General features: G+C 69.9%; 14 protein-coding genes and 1 riboswitch. Of the genes, 5 read left to right on the top strand and 9 right to left on the bottom strand.

Going from position 1 to position 16,724, the window contains the following annotated elements; all coding sequences use genetic code 11:
- Positions 1-58: 58 nt before the first annotated feature.
- The 8 genes from AOK22_RS21975 to AOK22_RS21940 form a co-directional block, all read right to left on the bottom strand.
- A complete protein-coding gene (locus tag AOK22_RS21975; protein ID WP_193433227.1) occupies positions 59-1,075 on the bottom strand; it encodes a ribonucleotide-diphosphate reductase subunit beta in 1,017 nt (338 codons plus the stop codon).
- Complete coding sequence (locus AOK22_RS21970; RefSeq protein ID WP_055700419.1) at positions 1,075-3,468, bottom strand: ribonucleoside-diphosphate reductase subunit alpha; 2,394 nt, start codon at positions 3,466-3,468, stop codon at positions 1,075-1,077. Before AOK22_RS21970 ends, AOK22_RS21975 begins: the two co-directional genes overlap by 1 nt.
- 130 nt (positions 3,469-3,598) lie before the next feature.
- Positions 3,599-3,722: riboswitch (cobalamin riboswitch) on the bottom strand.
- Between the two features lie 133 nt (positions 3,723-3,855).
- Positions 3,856-4,350, bottom strand: coding sequence for a GNAT family N-acetyltransferase (locus AOK22_RS21965; protein WP_055700418.1), 495 nt, complete (start codon positions 4,348-4,350; stop codon positions 3,856-3,858).
- Positions 4,351-4,454: 104 nt separating this feature from the next.
- Positions 4,455-6,017, bottom strand: coding sequence for a monocarboxylate uptake permease MctP (gene mctP, locus AOK22_RS21960; RefSeq protein WP_237773359.1), 1,563 nt, complete (start codon positions 6,015-6,017; stop codon positions 4,455-4,457).
- A 95-nt stretch (positions 6,018-6,112) separates the two neighbouring features.
- On the bottom strand, positions 6,113-6,382 hold the full coding sequence (locus AOK22_RS21955; RefSeq protein ID WP_079036740.1) for a DUF3311 domain-containing protein: 270 nt from the start codon (positions 6,380-6,382) through the stop codon (positions 6,113-6,115).
- A gap of 151 nt (positions 6,383-6,533) precedes the next feature.
- Positions 6,534-6,731 (bottom strand): YbdD/YjiX family protein, encoded by a 198-nt coding sequence (locus AOK22_RS21950; RefSeq protein ID WP_055700415.1) that lies wholly within the window; start codon positions 6,729-6,731, stop codon positions 6,534-6,536.
- Positions 6,728-8,854, bottom strand: coding sequence for a carbon starvation CstA family protein (locus tag AOK22_RS21945; RefSeq protein WP_055700414.1), 2,127 nt, complete (start codon positions 8,852-8,854; stop codon positions 6,728-6,730). The genes AOK22_RS21950 and AOK22_RS21945 overlap by 4 nt, the downstream gene beginning before the upstream one ends.
- 115 nt (positions 8,855-8,969) lie before the next feature.
- Entirely contained in the window at positions 8,970-9,755 is a 786-nt protein-coding gene (locus AOK22_RS21940; protein ID WP_055700413.1) for a GntR family transcriptional regulator, read from the bottom strand.
- A gap of 334 nt (positions 9,756-10,089) precedes the next feature.
- On the opposite strand from AOK22_RS21940, the gene AOK22_RS21935 reads away from it, so the two are divergent.
- The 4 genes from AOK22_RS21935 (at position 10,090) to AOK22_RS21920 (ending at position 14,854) form a co-directional block, all read left to right on the top strand.
- A complete protein-coding gene (locus AOK22_RS21935) occupies positions 10,090-11,361 on the top strand; it encodes an extracellular solute-binding protein (protein WP_055700412.1) in 1,272 nt (423 codons plus the stop codon).
- A 167-nt stretch (positions 11,362-11,528) separates the two neighbouring features.
- Complete coding sequence (locus AOK22_RS21930; RefSeq protein WP_055700439.1) at positions 11,529-12,515, top strand: carbohydrate ABC transporter permease; 987 nt, start codon at positions 11,529-11,531, stop codon at positions 12,513-12,515.
- Positions 12,512-13,342, top strand: a complete 831-nt coding sequence (locus AOK22_RS21925) for a carbohydrate ABC transporter permease (protein ID WP_055700411.1) — start codon at positions 12,512-12,514, stop codon at positions 13,340-13,342. The genes AOK22_RS21930 and AOK22_RS21925 overlap by 4 nt, the downstream gene beginning before the upstream one ends.
- Positions 13,343-13,348: 6 nt before the next feature.
- Positions 13,349-14,854, top strand: a complete 1,506-nt coding sequence (locus tag AOK22_RS21920; protein WP_055700410.1) for a glycoside hydrolase family 3 protein — start codon at positions 13,349-13,351, stop codon at positions 14,852-14,854.
- Positions 14,855-14,966: 112 nt separating this feature from the next.
- Here AOK22_RS21920 and nagB read toward each other — a convergent pair whose 3' ends face one another.
- On the bottom strand, positions 14,967-15,752 hold the full coding sequence (gene nagB / locus AOK22_RS21915) for a glucosamine-6-phosphate deaminase (RefSeq protein WP_055700409.1): 786 nt from the start codon (positions 15,750-15,752) through the stop codon (positions 14,967-14,969).
- Between the two features lie 444 nt (positions 15,753-16,196).
- Here nagB and AOK22_RS21910 point away from each other — a divergent pair.
- On the top strand, positions 16,197-16,724 hold a 528-nt coding region (locus tag AOK22_RS21910; protein WP_157872272.1), incomplete at its 3' end, for an SIS domain-containing protein.

Here is a 16,724-nt window from a genome sequence, read left to right as displayed (position 1 = left end):
CCACGGGGCGGGCACACCGGGACCAGTTCGCGCCAGAGCCTGGGCGCGTCGGCGACGGCTAGAACTCGTCGTCGAAGGAGACCGAACCCTCGACCGCGACCTGGTACGCGGAGGGCCGCCGCTCGAAGAAGTTGGTCAGCTCCTGCACGCCCTGCAGCTCCATGAAGGAGAACGGGTTCGACGAGCCGTAGACCGGCGCGAAGCCCAGGCGCTGCAGGCGCTGGTCGGCGACGCACTGCAGGTACTCGCGCATCGACTCGGTGTTCATGCCGGGCAGGCCCTCGCCGCACAGGTCGCGGCCGAACTGCAGCTCCGCCTCCACGGCCTCCTTGATCATGTCGGTGACCTGGACCCGGAGCGCGTCGTCGAAGAGCTCCGGCTCCTCCTTGCGGACGGTGTCCACGACCTCGAAGGCGAAGTTCATGTGCATCGTCTCGTCGCGGAACACCCAGTTGGTGCCGGTCGCCAGGCCGTGCAGCAGACCGCGGCTGCGGAACCAGTAGACGTAGGCGAAGGCGCCGTAGAAGAACAGGCCCTCGATGCAGGCGGCGAAGCAGATCAGGTTCAGCAGGAAGCGCCGGCGGTCCGCCTGCGTCTCCAGCTTGTCGATCTCCTCGACGTGGTCCATCCACCTGAAGCAGAACTGCGCCTTCTCGCGGATGGAGGGGATGTTCTCGACCGCGGCGAAGGCCGCGGCGCGGTCCTCCGGGTCGGGCAGGTAGGTGTCGAGCAGCGTCAGATAGAACTGGACGTGCACGGCCTCCTCGAACAGCTGACGGCTCAGGTACAGCCGCGCCTCGGGGGAGTTGATGTGCTTGTACAGCGTCAGGACGAGGTTGTTCGCCACGATCGAGTCGCCCGTCGCGAAGAACGCGACGAGACGGCCGATCATGTGCTGCTCGCCCGGCGACAGCTTCGCGAGGTCGGCGACGTCCGAGTGGAGGTCGACCTCCTCGACGGTCCAGGTGTTCTTGATCGCGTCCCGGTAGCGCTCGTAGAAGTCCGGGTAGCGCATGGGACGCAGAGTCAGCTCGAAGCCCGGGTCGAGCAGGTTCTTGTGTTCGGTGGAGCTCATTACTGGCAGGCCTCGCAGGACTCGGGGTTTTCCAGGGAGCAGGCGACGGCCTCTTCGGGGGTGGCCTGCACGGGGACGGGGGCGGTGGCGGCGGCGCTCGTCCCGCCGGCCGCGCGGGCGATGCGCGTCGCGGGGCGCGAGCGCAGGTAGTACGTGGTCTTCAGGCCCTGCTGCCAGGCGTACGCGTACATCGAGGAGAGCTTGCCGATCGTCGGCGTCTCCAGGAACAGGTTCAGGGACTGCGCCTGGTCCAGGAACGGCGTGCGCGCGGCGGCCATGTCGATCAGGCCGCGCTGCGGGATCTCCCACGCCGTGCGGTACAGCGTGCGGACCTCCTGCGGCACCCAGCCGAAGCCCTGCACCGAGCCGTTGGACTCGCGCAGCGCCTCACGGGTCTGCGCGTCCCACACGCCGAGCCGCTTCAGCTCCTCCACCAGGTAGGAGTTGACCTGGAGGAACTCGCCCGAGAGCGTCTCGCGCTTGAAGAGGTTGGAGACCTGCGGCTCGATGCACTCGTAGACACCGGCGATGGACGCGATGGTCGCGGTCGGCGCGATGGCGAGGAGCAGCGAGTTGCGCATGCCCGTCGTGGCGATGCGCGCGCGCAGGGCCGCCCAGCGCTCCGGCCAGGTCAGCTCGACGCCGTAGTGGTCGGGGTGCAGGACACCGCGCGCGGTGCGGGTCTTCTCCCAGGCGGGCAGCGGGCCGTTGCGCTCGGCGAGGTCCGCGGACGCCTCGTACGCCGCGAGCATGATGCGCTCGGCGATGCGGGTGGACAGGGCGCGCGCCTCGGGCGAGTCGAACGGCAGCTTCAGCTGGAAGAAGACGTCCTGGAGGCCCATGGCGCCCAGGCCCACCGGACGCCACTTGGCGTTCGAACGCCCGGCCTGCTCGGTCGGATAGAAGTTGATGTCGACGACGCGGTCCAGGAAGGTCACCGCGGTGCGGACGGTCTCGTCGAGCCGGTCCCAGGCCAGGTCGCCGTTCTCCACGAACGCGCCGAGGTTGACCGAGCCGAGGTTGCAGACGGCCGTCTCCCCGTCGTCCGTCACCTCCAGGATCTCGGTGCACAGGTTGGAGGAGTGGACGGTGTGGCCGGGCTCCGCGGTCTGGTTGGCGGTGCGGTTGGCGGCGTCCTTGAAGGTCATCCAGCCGTTGCCGGTCTGCGCGAGGGTGCGCATCATGCGGCCGTACAGGTCGCGCGCGGGGATGGTCTTCTGCGCCTTCCCCTCGGCCTCGGCCTTCCGGTACGCGGCGTCGAACGCGTCGCCCCACAGGTCGACGAGGTCCGGCACGTCGGCGGGCGAGAACAGCGACCAGTCCTGGTCGGCGGCGACCCGGCGCATGAACTCGTCGGGGATCCAGTGCGCGAGGTTGAGGTTGTGCGTGCGGCGCGCGTCCTCGCCCGTGTTGTCGCGCAGCTCCAGGAACTCCTCGATGTCGGAGTGCCAGGTCTCCAGGTAGACCGCGGCCGCGCCCTTGCGCCGCCCGCCCTGGTTCACGGCGGCGACCGAGGCGTCCAGCGTCTTCAGGAACGGCACGATGCCGTTGGAGTGGCCGTTCGTGCCGCGGATCAGCGAACCGCGCGAGCGGATGCGGGAGTACGAGAGGCCGATGCCGCCCGCGTGCTTGGAGAGCCGCGCCACCTGGTGGTAGCGGTCGTAGATCGAGTCCAGCTCGTCCAGCGGGGAGTCGAGGAGGTAGCAGGAGGACATCTGCGGGTGCCGGGTGCCGGAGTTGAAGAGCGTCGGCGAGGACGGCAGATAGTCCAGGCGGCTCATCAGGCCGTACAGCGCGGCGACCTCGTCGACGGCGCGGGCGCTGTCGTCCTCCGCCAGGCCGCTCGCCACGCGCAGCATGAAGTGCTGCGGGGTCTCGACGACCTGCCGGGTGATGGGGTGGCGCAGCAGATAGCGGCTGTGCAGGGTGCGCAGGCCGAAGTAGCCGAAGCGGAAGTCGGCGCCGTCCGCGAGGGCGGTGTCCACGAGCGCGTCGAGGCGGGCCGCGTGGGCGCTCACGAAGGCCGCGGTGCGGTCGGCGATCAGGCCCTCGCGGTGGCCGACCGCGATGGAGTCGGTGAAGGAGCGCACGCCCTGCGTGGCCGCCTCCTCACGGATGCCGATCGACAGGAGCCGGGCCGCGAGCTTCGAGTACGCCGGGTCCTCGGAGATGAGCCCCGCGGCCGCCTCGGTCGCCAGTTCCCGCAGCTCGGCCTCGTCGGCGCGCGCCGACCGGCCGCGCAGCGCGGCGGCGGCGACCCGGCCGGGGTCGGCGTCGGGGAGGTCGGCGGTGAGGTCGGTCAGGGTGCGCAGCAGCGCGGTCCCTGGCCCGTCGGTACCCTCGGCGGTCGGCGTCGTCGGCGCTGACGCGGGTTCGGCAGGCGCGATGGTCACGTGGAGCTCTCCCTCGCTCGGCTCTGGGCCTGGGGGAGGAGAACGGCACACACGGGCGCGCCCGGGCAGGGCGGCGTCGCGTCCACCGGCCCATTCCACGAGGCCCGGACGGTCGGCACCCGGGCCGGACGGCTCGGGCGCACTGTCGGCAGGTCCTCGGACTTGTGGGTACGACAAAGACGTACACATACACCGTTGCGGGACAGTTCCGGACTTGCACCGGATTCCCCTGCGACGACAGCGAGCACGAGCATACATCTTGTGCCGGGTTCTTGAAGCAGGCCCACATCTTGTGTCGGCCGCTTCGGTCCATGAATGCCGTACCGCTCCGGGGGCGGGGCGCGGCCGCGCCCGGGACGGGGGCGCGGCGGCCCCTGGGGCCGGGTTCTAGAGCGTCAACTCGTAGGTGAGCAGCGACATGTCGTCGATCGGCTGCCAGTCCCGCTCGGGCGTCCTGACGAAGCCGAGGCGCTCGTAGAGCCGGTGGGCGGCGTGCATCGAGGCCTGGGTGGACAGGACCAGGGCGGTCCGGCCCGCGGCCCTGGAGCGCCGTATGCACTCCCGCATCAGCGCCTCCCCGGCGCCCCGGCCGCGCGCCGCGCCGGCGACGGCCAGCATGCGGATCTCCGACTCGTCCTCCCGCGACACCTCGGCCATCGGCCCGCCGGACGGGACGAAGGTGACGCCGCCGAGCAGTTCGTCGTCGGCCACGGCCACCAGGACCTCGGCCCGCGCGGCGCGCGAGGCCACGTCGCGCAGCACGGCGAGGTAGGGGTCGTCGGCCCCGAAGTCGAGGTGGCCGCCGTCGAGGTAGGCGTGTGCGGTGAGGGCGCCGAGCGCCTCGTACTCCTCGGGCAGGGCCCGCCTGATCGTGATGTCCATGGTGCGAAGTCTGCAACAGGGGCGGGCGTGGCGAAGGGCCGCCGGGGAGTTCCGACGGCCCTTCGTGGCGTGCGTGCCGTGTGGTGCCCGGCCGGCGCAGGGGGTCAGTGCCCGGCGCCCGCCCCCACCTTCGGGAGCTCGACCGAGACGCCCTTGTCGCCGGCGTCCGCGGTGTAGTCCTCGGGCGAGGTCTCGTCGACGCCCTCGGGGGCCTTCAGCGCCTTCAGGACGAAGGTGAGGACCACCGTCACGATGACGTTCAGGACGAAGGCGGTGAGGCCGATGTAGCCGATCTCGCCGATGCCCGGGATCGTGTCGGAGGAGCCGCCGAAGTGCTTCTGCGTCGGCGACGCGACGCCGTACGCGGCCAGCGTGCCGTAGACCATGCCGACCGCCCAGCCGGCGAGCAGCGCCCAGCGGTGGAACCACCGCGTGAACAGGCCGCCGACCAGCGCGGGCATCGTCTGCAGGATCCAGATGCCGCCGAGCAGCTGGAAGTTGATCGCCACGGTCTTGTCCATGCCGAGGACGAAGACCAGGGCGCCCACCTTCACCAGGAGCGAGACCAGCTTGGAGACCTTGGTCTCCTGCTCGGGCGTGGCGTCGGGCTTGAGGAAGTCCTTGTAGATGTTGCGGGTGAAGAGGTTCGCGGCCGCGATGGACATGATGGCCGCGGGGACGAGCGCGCCGATGCCGATCGCCGCGAAGGCCACACCGGTGAACCAGTCGGGGAACATGTCCTCGAAGAGCTGCGGGATGGCCAGCTGGCCGTTGTCGACCTTGACCCCGGCGGCGATCGCCATGAAGCCGAGCAGCGCGAGCAGGCCCAGCATCAGCGAGTACAGCGGCAGGATCGTGGTGTTGCGGCGGATCACGTTGCGGTTCTTGGAGGAGAGCGTCGCCGTGATCGAGTGCGGGTACATGAACAGCGCGAGGGCCGAGCCGAGCGCGAGTGTCGCGTACGTCCACTGTCCGGCCTCCGGCGGCGCGAGCGCGCCGCGCGGCTTGCCGGTCTGCTCGTTGACCACGCCGAACGCCTCGCCGGCCTTGGCGAAGATGTCGTCGAAGCCGCCCAGCTTGATCGGGATGTAGATGATCGCGACGGCGATGACCAGATAGATCAGGCCGTCCTTCACGAACGCGATCAGGGCGGGCGCGCGCAGGCCCGAGGAGTACGTGTACGCGGCGAGCACCGCGAACGCGATCAGCAGCGGCAGGTCCTTGATGAACCAGTTGGTGTCGGGACCGCCGCCGATGCCCATGACGTCCAGGACGGCCTGGATGCCGACCAGTTGGAGCGCGATGTACGGCATCGTGGCGAGGATGCCGGTGACCGCGACGGCCAGCGAGAGCCCCTTGGAGCCGAAGCGCCCGCGCACGAAGTCGGAGGTCGTCACATAGCCGTGCTTGTGCGAGACCGACCACAGGCGCGGCAGGAAGGTGAAGATCAGCGGGTACACGAGGATCGTGTACGGCACGGCGAAGAAGCCGGCCGCGCCCGCCGCGTAGATCGCCGCGGGGACGGCCACGAAGGTGTACGCGGTGTAGAGGTCGCCGCCGAGCAGGAACCAGGTGACCCAGGTGCCGAACGACCGTCCGCCCAGGCCCCATTCGTCCAGGCTCTGCTCGTTCTCGGCCCTGCGCCAGCGGGCGGCCAGGAAGCCCATGACCGTGACCGCGACGAAGAAGAAGATGAAGACGCCGAGCGCGACGCCGTTCACGCCGCCCGACGCGAGCGTCTGTGTTCCCGATGCGTACGTGTTCACTGTCCGGCACCCCCGTGGGCCTGCTCGGCCTTGCGGGCGCGCTGGTCACGCTGCCACAGCTTGTAGGCGATCATCGTGAGCGCCGTGGAGATGAGCACCCACAGCATCTGGTACCAGTAGAAGAACGGGATGCCGATGAAGGTCGGCTCGACCTTGGCGTAGGAGCTGACCCAGAGCATCGCCACGAACGGCGCGACAAGACAGACGGCGATGACCACGCGGACCGGCGTGACCACCGGTCTGTTCACTTCAGGCGCATCTGACATATCGCGGCTCCGTTCCCTCACTTATCCCATGCTTAACGTGCGGGAAATCTAAGCCACAGTCTCGCGGTATGGAACCCCTGTCCGGATAACGGACGGATGAATGTGCCCTGTTCAGCGGCGCGCGTCGGCTCCGACGGAAGAACTGCCCGCCTCAGCAGCAGCGGAATCCCTGCCGCGGGTCCGACTCCGCGCGGTCCGAGCGCATGCGCTCGAACTCGCGGCGGCTGGGGACGGCCGCGGCGGGATGGGCCTTGCGCACGTGCGCCACATGGCGGTCGTACGCCGACTCGTCGGTCAGCTCGCGCACGTACCACCGCATCCAGCGCACCCCGCGCAGCAGCCAGGTCATCGGGCCGGCTCCCGCTTCTTCTCGCGCCTGTCCTCGCGCCCCGCGAAGAGCCCGTCCGGCGCGGTCAACTTCGACTCCACGTACGGCGCTTCGCTCAGGCGGGAGGAGTGCGGGTCGCGGACGTGCCGCACGCAGATCCGGGCCGCGTCGGCGATCACGACGACGACGAGCAGGGCGAGCGCGGCCGAAAGGACGCCGTCCACCGTGGAGTTGGTGACGACGGTGTGCATGTCGTCCATGGTCTTGGCGGGCGGCAGGACCTTTCCGTCGCTGATCGCGTCCTGGTAGATCGAGCGCTGCTTGAAGAAGCCCACGCGCGGATCACTGGAGAACACCTTCTGCCAGCTCGCGGTGAGCGTCACCGTGGCGTCCCAGACGAGCGGGATCCCGGTGACCCAGGCCCACTTGAGGCGGCCGGACTTCACGAGCAGCGTCGTGCAGACGGCCAGCGCGACGGCGGCGAGGAGCTGGTTGGCGATGCCGAAGATCGGGAAGAGCTGGTTGATCCCGCCGAGCGGCTCGTGCACGCCGACCCACAGGAAGTAGCCCCACAGGCCGGTGACGACGGCGCTCGTCACCACGAGTCCGGGCTTCCAGCTCACCCGCTTGAAGGGCTTGTAGACGTTGCCCAGCATGTCCTGGAGCATGAAGCGGCCCACGCGCGTGCCCGCGTCCAGCGCGGTGAGGATGAACAGCGCCTCGAACATGATCGCGAAGTGGTACCAGAACGCCCGCATCGAGCCGCCGGTGACCTTCGAGAAGATCTCGGAGACGCCGATCGCGAGGGTCGGGGCGCCGCCGGTGCGCGACAGCAGCGAGGATTCCTCGACGTTCTTGGCGGCCTGCGCCAGGTCGGCGGGGGAGATGGTGTAACCGAAGCCCGCGACGGCCTTCGAGGCCTCCTGGACGGTGTCGCCCACGACGCCCGCCGGCGCGTTCATCGCGAAGTAGAGCCCGGGGTCGATGATCGACGCGGCGACGAGCGCCATGATCGCGACGGACGACTCCATGAGCATGGAGCCGTAGCCGATCATCCGGACCTGCGTCTCCTTCTGGATCATCTTCGGCGTCGTGCCCGAGGAGATCAGCGCGTGGAAGCCGGAGAGCGCCCCGCACGCGATGGTGATGAAGACGAAGGGGAAGAGCGAGCCCGCGAAGACCGGCCCGTCGCCGCGCGAGGCGAAGTCGGTCACCGGGTCCATCTTCAGCGTGGGCAGCGCGATCACGACGCCCAGCGCGAGCAGCACGATGGTGCCGATCTTCATGAACGTCGACAGGTAGTCGCGCGGCGCGAGCAGCATCCACACCGGCAGGATCGAGGCGATGAAGCCGTACGCCACCAGCCAGACGACCAGCGTCGAGGGCGCGAGCGTGAAGGTGTCCGCGAGGGACGACTCGGCGACCCAGCGCCCGGAGACGAGCGCGAGCAGGAGCAGCGCGACACCGATGAGCGAGACCTCGCTGACCCGGCCGGGGCGCAGGACCCGCAGGTAGAAGCCCATCAGCAGCGCGATCGGGATGGTCATCGCGATGGAGAAGGTGCCCCAGGGCGACTCGGCGAGCGCGTTGACGATGACGAGCGCCAGCACCCCGAGCAGGATGATCATGATGGCGAAGGTGGCGAGCAGCGCGGCGGCCCCGCCGAACGGGCCGATCTCCTCGCGCGCCATCTGCCCGAGCGACCTGCCGTCGCGCCGGGTCGAGAAGAACAGCACGACCATGTCCTGCACGGCACCCGCGAAGATCACGCCGACGATGATCCAGATGGTGCCGGGCAGATAACCCATCTGCGCCGCGAGGACGGGCCCCACCAGCGGTCCCGCGCCCGCGATCGCCGCGAAGTGGTGGCCGAGCAGCACCCGGCGGTCGGTCGGGTGGAAGTCGATGCCGTTGTCGAGCCGCTCGGCGGGCGTGGCCCGGGTCCGGTCGACCCTGAGGACCTTGTACGCGATGAACTTGGCGTAGAAGCGGTAGGCGATGGCGTACGAGCCGAGGGCCGCCGCCACCATCCAGGCGGCCGACACCTCCTCGTCGCGCGCGAGGGCCAGGACGGTCCATCCCGCGGCGCCGACCAGCGCGACGAGGGACCAGATGACGATGGATCGAGGATCTGCTCTGCGCACCGGGTCGTCCTCCCGTTCATCATGCGATGACGGGAGGAACGTAGAGCAGCGCGGTGATCTGCGCCAGACCCCGGGCGGAGCCGGGGGCGAACCCCGGACGGGCCCGGGGGCGGGCTCAGTCCGTGGGGCGCTTGAGGCGGGCGACGAACTTGTAGCGGTCGCCGCGGTAGACGGAGCGCACCCACTCCACCGGCTGGCCGTCGCCGTCCAGCGAGTGGCGGGACAGGAGCAGCATCGGCAGGCCGACGTCGGTGCCGAGCAGGCCCGCCTCGCGCGGGGTGGCCAGGGAGGTCTCGATGGTCTCCTCGGCCTCCGCGAGATGCACGTCGTACACCTCGGCGAGGGCGGTATAGAGCGAGGTGTACTTGACCAGGGAGCGGCGCAGGGCGGGGAAGCGCTTGGCGGACAAATGGGTCGTCTCGATCGCCATGGCCTCGCCGTTGGCCAGCCGGAGCCGCTCGATCCGCAGCACCCGGCCGCCCGCGCTGATGTCGAGGAGCCCGGCGAGGGTGTCGTCGGCGGTGATGTAGCCGATGTCCAGGAGCTGCGAGGTCGGCTCCAGGCCCTGGGCCCTCATGTCCTCGGTGTACGAGGTGAGTTGGAGGGCCTGTGAGACCTTCGGCTTGGCGACGAAGGTGCCCTTGCCCTGGATGCGCTCCAGGCGGCCCTCGACGACCAGCTCCTGGAGGGCCTGGCGCACGGTGGTGCGGGAGGTGTCGAACTCGGCGGCGAGCGTGCGCTCCGGGGGGACGGGGGTGCCCGGCGGCAGCGTCTCCGTCATGTCGAGCAAGTGCCGCTTCAGACGGTAGTACTTGGGCACGCGCGCGGTGCGGCCGACGGTCGCGGCCTCGGTCGAGGGTGTGCCCACCTCGGTTCCGGTACTGCCCGCCTCAGTGCCCATCTGCCCACCCGTCTCCCGGCCGCCGCCCCTCAACGGCGCGCTTCGCGCGGCACCCTGGTTCGGCTCCTGTGCTGCTGCCGTCACCGGCTCCTCCGTCTGTCGCGGCTCACATCGTGGCACGGTACGGGCCGAGCAGACTCCGCCTGCTCAGGTGTCGGTCCGATAACGGACGCGACTGCCCTTCTTATACACCCTTGACACCCCTAAAGGTCTAGGCCAAGCTCCCCGTACTGGTCTACACCATTAAAGACCAGGTTCCAGTCCCACGGGCAGATCTCGGTCCATTCGGTCGCTGCGGGTGGGGGGTTGACTGGCATCCCTTGAGGAGGGTGACGTGAAGCGCAAGCTCATAGCGGCCATCGGTGTCGCGGGCATGTTGGTCTCGATCGCGGCCTGCGGCAGTGACGACGACAAGAAGGCCGGCGGAGCCGACGGCTTCAAGGGCGAGACCCTGACGCTCTGGGCGATGGACGGTTCGACGCCCGACCAGTGGCAGAAGGACGTCACGGCGGCCTTCGAGAAGAAGACCGGCGCCAAGCTGAAGTTCGAAGTCCAGCAGTGGAACGGCATCCAGCAGAAGCTGACCACCGCCCTCTCCGAGGAGAACCCGCCGGACGTCTTCGAGATCGGCAACACGCAGACCGCCGCGTACGCCAAGACCGGCGGCCTCGCCGAGCTCGACGACCTCAAGAAGTCGATCGGCGCCGACTGGACCGAGTCGATGAACAAGGCCTCGGTCATCGACGGCAAGCAGTACGCCGCCCCGTGGTTCGTCCTCAACCGCGTCGTGGTCTACAACAAGAAGATCTGGGCCGACGCCGGCATCAAGGACACCCCCAAGACCCGCGACGAGTTCCTCAAGGACCTCAAGCAGATCGGCGCGAAGACCGACGCCGAGCCGATCTACCTGCCCGGCCAGAACTGGTACCACTTCGTCGGCCTGACCATCGGTGAGGGCGCCGAGCTGGTCAAGAAGGACGGCGACAAGTACGTCTCCAACCTGGACGACCCGAAGGTCGCCAAGGCCATGAAGACGTACAAGCAGTTCGCGGACCTCTCCAAGGCCCCCAAGAACAAGGACGAGGCCACCCCGCAGCAGGCCGAGGTCTTCGCCAAGGGCAAGACCGGCGCCTTCATCGGCATGAGCTGGGAGGCCGCGACCGCGATCAAGGCCAACAAGAAGATCGAGAAGGACATCGGCTTCTTCACGATCCCCGGCGCCACGGCCGACAAGCCCGAGGGCGTCTTCCTCGGCGGCTCCAACCTCGCCATCGCCGCGACCAGCAAGAAGCAGGAGCTCGCCAAGGAGTTCCTGAAGATCGCGCTGTCCGACAAGTTCGAGGGTCAGTTCGCCAAGGAAGGCGGCACGATCCCGAACAAGAAGGCGCTGGAGTCCAACCTCAAGGGCAACCCGGCCGCCGAGGCCGCCGCTCCCGCCACCGCCGGCGGCGGCACCACCCCGCTGATCCCGGAGTGGGCCGCGGTGGAGAACCCGCCGAACCCGATCAAGAACTACATGACCGCGGTGCTCAACGGTAAGTCGCCTGCCGCCGCCGCCAAGCAGGTCGAGGGCGAGCTCAACAAGCGCCTGGCGCAGAAGCAGTAACAACGCGTCCTCTTGCCGGGGGCGGCGGGTGACGTGACCCCGCCGCCCCCGGCGCACCCATGAGTACCGCGCGTTCTCCGCCGCGTACTCCGCGTTCTCCGCGCTGATCACAGCGCCCTCCGCGCTGATCACAGCGCTTCGCGTTGCCCACGAAAGAGATGGCGAGCATGACCGTGCAGAAGACCGAACGGCCGCCCTCCGGCCCGACGGAGGTGCAGACACCGGATGGCGGACCACGGCCAGGAAGTCCGAGATCCCCACGGCGTCTGACCGGCCTGACGCCCTATCTGCTCCTGGCCCCCGCGATCGTCGCCACCCTGCTGCTGCTCGGCTGGCCGCTGGTCAACAACGGGATCCTGTCGTTCCAGAACCTCAACATGCGGCAGTTCATTCTGCACTTGACCGAGTGGAACGGATTCGACAACTACAAGGAAGTCCTCACCGGCCCGGACTTCTGGCGGGTCACCGGCCGCTCGGTCGCCTTCACCGCCGTCAACGTCGCGCTGATCATGGCCCTCGGCACGCTGGTGGGACTGCTCCTCGCGCGCCTCGGCCGGAAGATGCGCACCTTCCTCCTGCTCGGCCTCGTGCTCGCCTGGGCGATGCCCGTCGTCGCGGCGAGCACGGTCTACCAGTGGCTGTTCGCGCAGCGCTTCGGCGTCGTCAACTGGGTGCTCGCCAAGATCGGCTTCGAGTCGATGGCCGACCACGACTGGCTCGCCACGCAGTACTCGACCTTCTTCGTCGTCCTGCTGCTGATCGTCTGGATGTCCATCCCCTTCGTGGCGATCAACCTCTACGCCGCCACGACCACCATTCCCAAGGAGCTGTACGAGGCCGCGGCGCTGGACGGCGCGGGGGCCTGGAAGCAGTTCACGCAGGTGACGCTGCCGTACCTGCGGCCCTTCCTCTACGCCACGACGTTCCTGGAGATCATCTGGGTCTTCAAGGCGTTCGTGCAGGTCTTCACGATCAACGAGGGCGGCCCCGACCGGCTCACCGAGATCCTGCCCGTCTACGCCTACATCGAGGGCATGGGCAACCAGCACTTCGGCATGGGTGCCGCGATCGCGCTGCTCACCATCGTCATCCTGCTGGCCATCACCTCGTTCTACCTGCGGATCGTGCTCAAGCAAGAGGAGGACGAGCTGTGAAGCGCTCGCTGATGGGCCGCCTGTGGCCCAACCTGGCCGCTGTCGTCATCTTCGTCTTCTGCGTCTTCCCGGTGTACTGGATGTTCGCGACGGCCTTCAAGCCGACCGGCGACATCATCGCCGAGGACCCGGTCTGGTTCCCGACCGACGCCACCTTCGAGCACTTCAAGAAGGCGATCGACGCCGACCACTTCTGGACCATGGTCGGCAACTCCCTCACCGTGACGATCCTCGCGGTCCTCTTCTCCCTGATCATCGGCGTGACCGCGGCCTTCGCCCTCGCCCGGATGCGCTTCAAGGGCCGCCGCGGCTTCATCATCGGCTTCATGCTCGCGCAGATGGCGCCGTGGGAAGTCATGGTCATCGCGATCTACATCATCGTGCGCGACGCGGACATGCTGAACAGCCTGATCCCGCTGACCCTCTTCTACATGGTGATGATCCTCCCCTTCACCCTCCTCACGCTGCGCGGCTTCGTCGCCGCCGTGCCCAAGGAGCTGGAGGAGTCCGCCATGGTCGACGGCTGCACCCGTATGCAGGCGTTCCGCCGGGTGATCCTGCCGCTGCTCGCGCCGGGCCTGATGTCGACCTCGCTCTTCGGCTTCATCACCGCCTGGAACGAGTTCCCGCTGGTCCTCGTGCTCAACAAGGAAGCCGAGGCCAAGACCCTGCCGGTGTGGCTCTCCAGCTTCCAGACCGCCTTCGGCGACGACTGGGGCGCCACCATGGCCGCGGCCTCGCTCTTCGCCATCCCGATCCTGATCCTCTTCGTCTTCCTGCAGCGCAGGGCCATCAGCGGCCTGACCGACGGCGCAGTGAAGGGATAACGCACCATGACGACACTGACCCACGCCGGTGACACCCTCACCCGCAACGCCCTGACCGTCCTGCAGCCCGGCTTCGACGGCACGACCACCGTGCCGGACTGGGTGCGCCGCCGCATCGGCGAAGGCCTCGCCTCCGTCAGCCTGTTCGGCCGCAACGTGCGGACCGCCGAGCAGGTCACCGCCCTCACCGCCCAGCTGAAGGCCGAGCGCGACGACCTCCTGGTCGCCATCGACGAGGAGAGCGGCGACGTCACCCGCCTGGAGGTGCGCACCGGCTCCTCCTACCCGGGCAACCACGCGCTCGGCGCGGTCGACGACACGGCGCTCACCCGCGAGGTGGCCGCCGACCTCGGCCGCCGCCTGGCCTCCTGCGGCATCAACTTCAACTGGGCGCCGTCCGCCGACGTCAACGCCAACCCCGACAACCCGGTCATCGGCGTACGTTCCTTCGGCGCCGACCCGCTTCTGGTGGCCCGGCACACCGCCGCGTATGTCGAGGGCATGCAGTCCTCCGGCGTCGCCACCTCCGCCAAGCACTTCCCCGGGCACGGCGACACGGCGGTCGACTCGCACCACTCGGTGCCGGTCATCGACGTCGACCGGGACGTGCTCAACTCCCGTGACCTGGCGCCGTTCCGCGCGGCGATCGCCGCCGGCACGCGGGCCGTGATGAGCGCCCACGTCCTGGCCCCGGCGCTCGACCCGGACAACCCCGGGACGATCTCCCGCCGCATCCTCACCGGCCTGCTCCGCGAGGAGTTCGGCTACGACGGCCTCATCGTCACCGACGGCATGGACATGCAGGCCATCGCGGGGCGGTACGGCTTCGAGCGCGGCTGTGTTCTCGCCATCGCCGCGGGCGCCGACGCGATCTGCACGGGCGGCGGCCCCTCGGACGAGGGCACCGTGCTGCGGCTGCGGGACGCCTTCGTCGAGGCGGTCCGCTCGGGCGACCTGCCCGAGGAGCGGCTCGCCGACGCCGCCGAGCGCGTGCGGTCCCTGGCGAACTGGGCCGTGGCGTCGCGGGATGCGGGCGGTGCCGGTCGTTCGGCGGGCGCGCCCGACGCCGGGATCGGCCTGGTCGCGGCCCGCCGCGCCCTGACGGTCACGCGCGGCGAGACCTACACGGCCCCGCTCACCGAGGCGCCCTTCGTCGCCTCCTTCGCCCCGGAGGCGAACATCGCGGTCGGCGACGAGACCCCGTGGGGCGTCGCGGCCGAGCTCTCCCGCCGCCTCCCCGGCACGGAGTCGGCCACCTACTCCGGCGAGGGCGCCGGGGCGAAGGCCCTCGCGGCCGCGGGGGAGCGCCGCATCGTCGCGGTGGTCCGCGACGCCCACCGCCACGGGTGGATGGCGGACGCCCTGACCACCCTGGTCTCGGCCCGCCCGGACACGGTCGTCGTCGAGATGGGCGTCCCCCAGTCCGCCCCGACCGGCGCCCTCCACATCGCGACGCGCGGCGCGGCGCGGGTCTGCGGCGAGGCGGCGGCCGAGGTCATCGCCGGGGCCTGACTGCGGCACGGAAAGCAGGGCCTGACGGCAGCACGGAAAGCAGGAGGGGCGCCCCCGATACGGGGGCGCCCCTCAGGCGCGTCGTGAGGCCGGACGGCCTGGACGGGTCTGCCTACAGCCCCTGCCAGTCCGGCTTGTTGACGTAGGTGTGGCGGAAGTAGTCCGCGAGCTTCAGCTTGGACGCCGCGGCCTCGTCCACGACGACGGTCGCGTGCGGGTGCAGCTGCAGCGCCGACGCCGGGACGACGGAGGCGACCGGCCCCTCCACCGTCGCGGCCACCGCGTCCGCCTTGCCCTCACCCGTGGCGAGCAGCACGAGGTGCCGCGCCTCCAGGATCGTCCCGATCCCCTGGGTGATGACGTGGTGGGGCACCTGCTCGATGTCCCCGTCGAAGAAGCGCGCGTTGTCCACCCGCGTCTGCTCCGTCAGCGTCTTGATGCGGGTGCGCGAGGCGAGCGAGGAGCACGGCTCGTTGAACCCGATGTGCCCGTCGGTCCCGATGCCGAGCAGCTGGAGGTCGACGCCGCCGGCCTCCGCGAGCGCCTTGTCGTACGCCTCGCACGCCGCCTGCACGTCCGCGGCGCTGCCGTCCGGGCCCATGAAGGAGGACTCGCTGAGCCCGAGCGGCTCGACGACCTCACGGAGGACCACGGAACGGTACGACTCGGGGTGCCCGGCCGGCAGCCCCACGTACTCGTCGAGCTGGCAGATACGGGCCCGCGAGGCATCCACGGCACCGGACGCCACCTTGGCGGCCAGCGCCTCGTAGATGGGCAGCGGGGTGGAGCCGGTGGCGACACCGAGCAGGGCGTCAGGCTTACGGCGCACCAGGGCGGCCATGGCCTCCGCGATGAGCTCGCCGCCTGCCTTGGCGTCCGGGACGATGACAACTTCCACGCTGGGCCTGCCGATCTGGAGAGGGGCTCAAAGGACTGGTGGTATAGACCAATCTAGCAGAGCTGGGCCGCCAGAACAGTCGATTCTCGCTGTCCATGCTCGGCTCTCCCCGGCCTCCGCGCCCGTCGAACGCCCCCACCTCCCGAACCGGCCCTCCGCCCCTTCCCCGCCCCGGCACCGAGCACCGGCCAGGGCCCGCCCGCACCGCCACTCCTGTCCGGGGCGCCACCCGGCCCGCACAGGCGCCCCGCGCCCCGAGCGAGCACAGTGGAAGGCATGACCGCCATGACTCCGCGGGACCCGGAGGGCGGGCCGGAGCCCAGGGACGGGCCGGGGCCGCTCGATGCCGTCACTCCCTTTGCTTCCCTTGCCTCCCACGCTCCCCTCGAATCGCCCGCTCCCCTCGACCCCCTCGGTCCCCAGGCCGAGCGCCCCGGTCGCATCATGGCCCGGGAGCTGGCCGAGCAGCCCGACGTCCTGCGGCGCCTCCTCGACGAAGGCGCCCCGCGGATCCGCGAGACCGCCCGCCGCGTCGCCGGGCGAAAGCCCCGGTTCGTCCTGCTCACCGCCCGCGGCACCTCCGACCACGCCGCGCTCTACGCCAAGTACCTCCTGGAAGTCCGCCTCGGCCTGCCCTGTGGGCTGACCTCGATGTCGACCATCACCGCGTACGGCGCCAAGCCCGACCTCAGGGACGTCCTCGCCGTCACCGTCAGCCAGTCCGGCGGCTCGCCCGATCTGGTGGCCTCCACCCGGGCCGCCCGTGAGGCCGGTGCGATCACCCTGGCCGTGACGAACAACCCGGACTCACCGCTCGCCGCCGTCTCCGAGCACCACATCGACGTCCTCGCCGGGCCGGAGAGGGCACCCGCCACCAAGACCTACACCGCCTCCCTGCTCGCCCTCCATCTCTTCGTCGAGTCCCTGTCGCTGTCGATGGGCGGCGCGGAGGGTGGGGAAGGAGGGGAGGGA

This window comes from Streptomyces silaceus (genome assembly GCF_001419745.1).
Taxonomy (GTDB): Bacteria; Actinomycetota; Actinomycetes; order Streptomycetales; family Streptomycetaceae; genus Streptomyces; species Streptomyces silaceus.
This window is presented reverse-complemented; position numbering and strand designations above follow the sequence as displayed.

What these genes read in the sequence shown, in the direction of transcription:
- AOK22_RS21930 (WP_055700439.1), top strand. Translation starts at nt 11,529, where the DNA reads ATGACCGTGCAGAAGACCGAACGGCCGCCCTCCGGCCCGACGGAGGTG.
- mctP (WP_237773359.1), bottom strand. Translation starts at nt 6,017, where the DNA reads ATGGGCTTCCTGGCCGCCCGCTGGCGCAGGGCCGAGAACGAGCAGAGC.
- AOK22_RS21975 (WP_193433227.1), bottom strand. Translation starts at nt 1,075, where the DNA reads ATGAGCTCCACCGAACACAAGAACCTGCTCGACCCGGGCTTCGAGCTG.
- AOK22_RS21955 (WP_079036740.1), bottom strand. Translation starts at nt 6,382, where the DNA reads ATGTCAGATGCGCCTGAAGTGAACAGACCGGTGGTCACGCCGGTCCGC.
- AOK22_RS21920 (WP_055700410.1), top strand. Translation starts at nt 13,349, where the DNA reads ATGACGACACTGACCCACGCCGGTGACACCCTCACCCGCAACGCCCTG.
- AOK22_RS21940 (WP_055700413.1), bottom strand. Translation starts at nt 9,755, where the DNA reads ATGGGCACTGAGGCGGGCAGTACCGGAACCGAGGTGGGCACACCCTCG.
- AOK22_RS21965 (WP_055700418.1), bottom strand. Translation starts at nt 4,350, where the DNA reads ATGGACATCACGATCAGGCGGGCCCTGCCCGAGGAGTACGAGGCGCTC.
- AOK22_RS21950 (WP_055700415.1), bottom strand. Translation starts at nt 6,731, where the DNA reads ATGACCTGGCTGCTGCGCGGGGTGCGCTGGATGCGGTGGTACGTGCGC.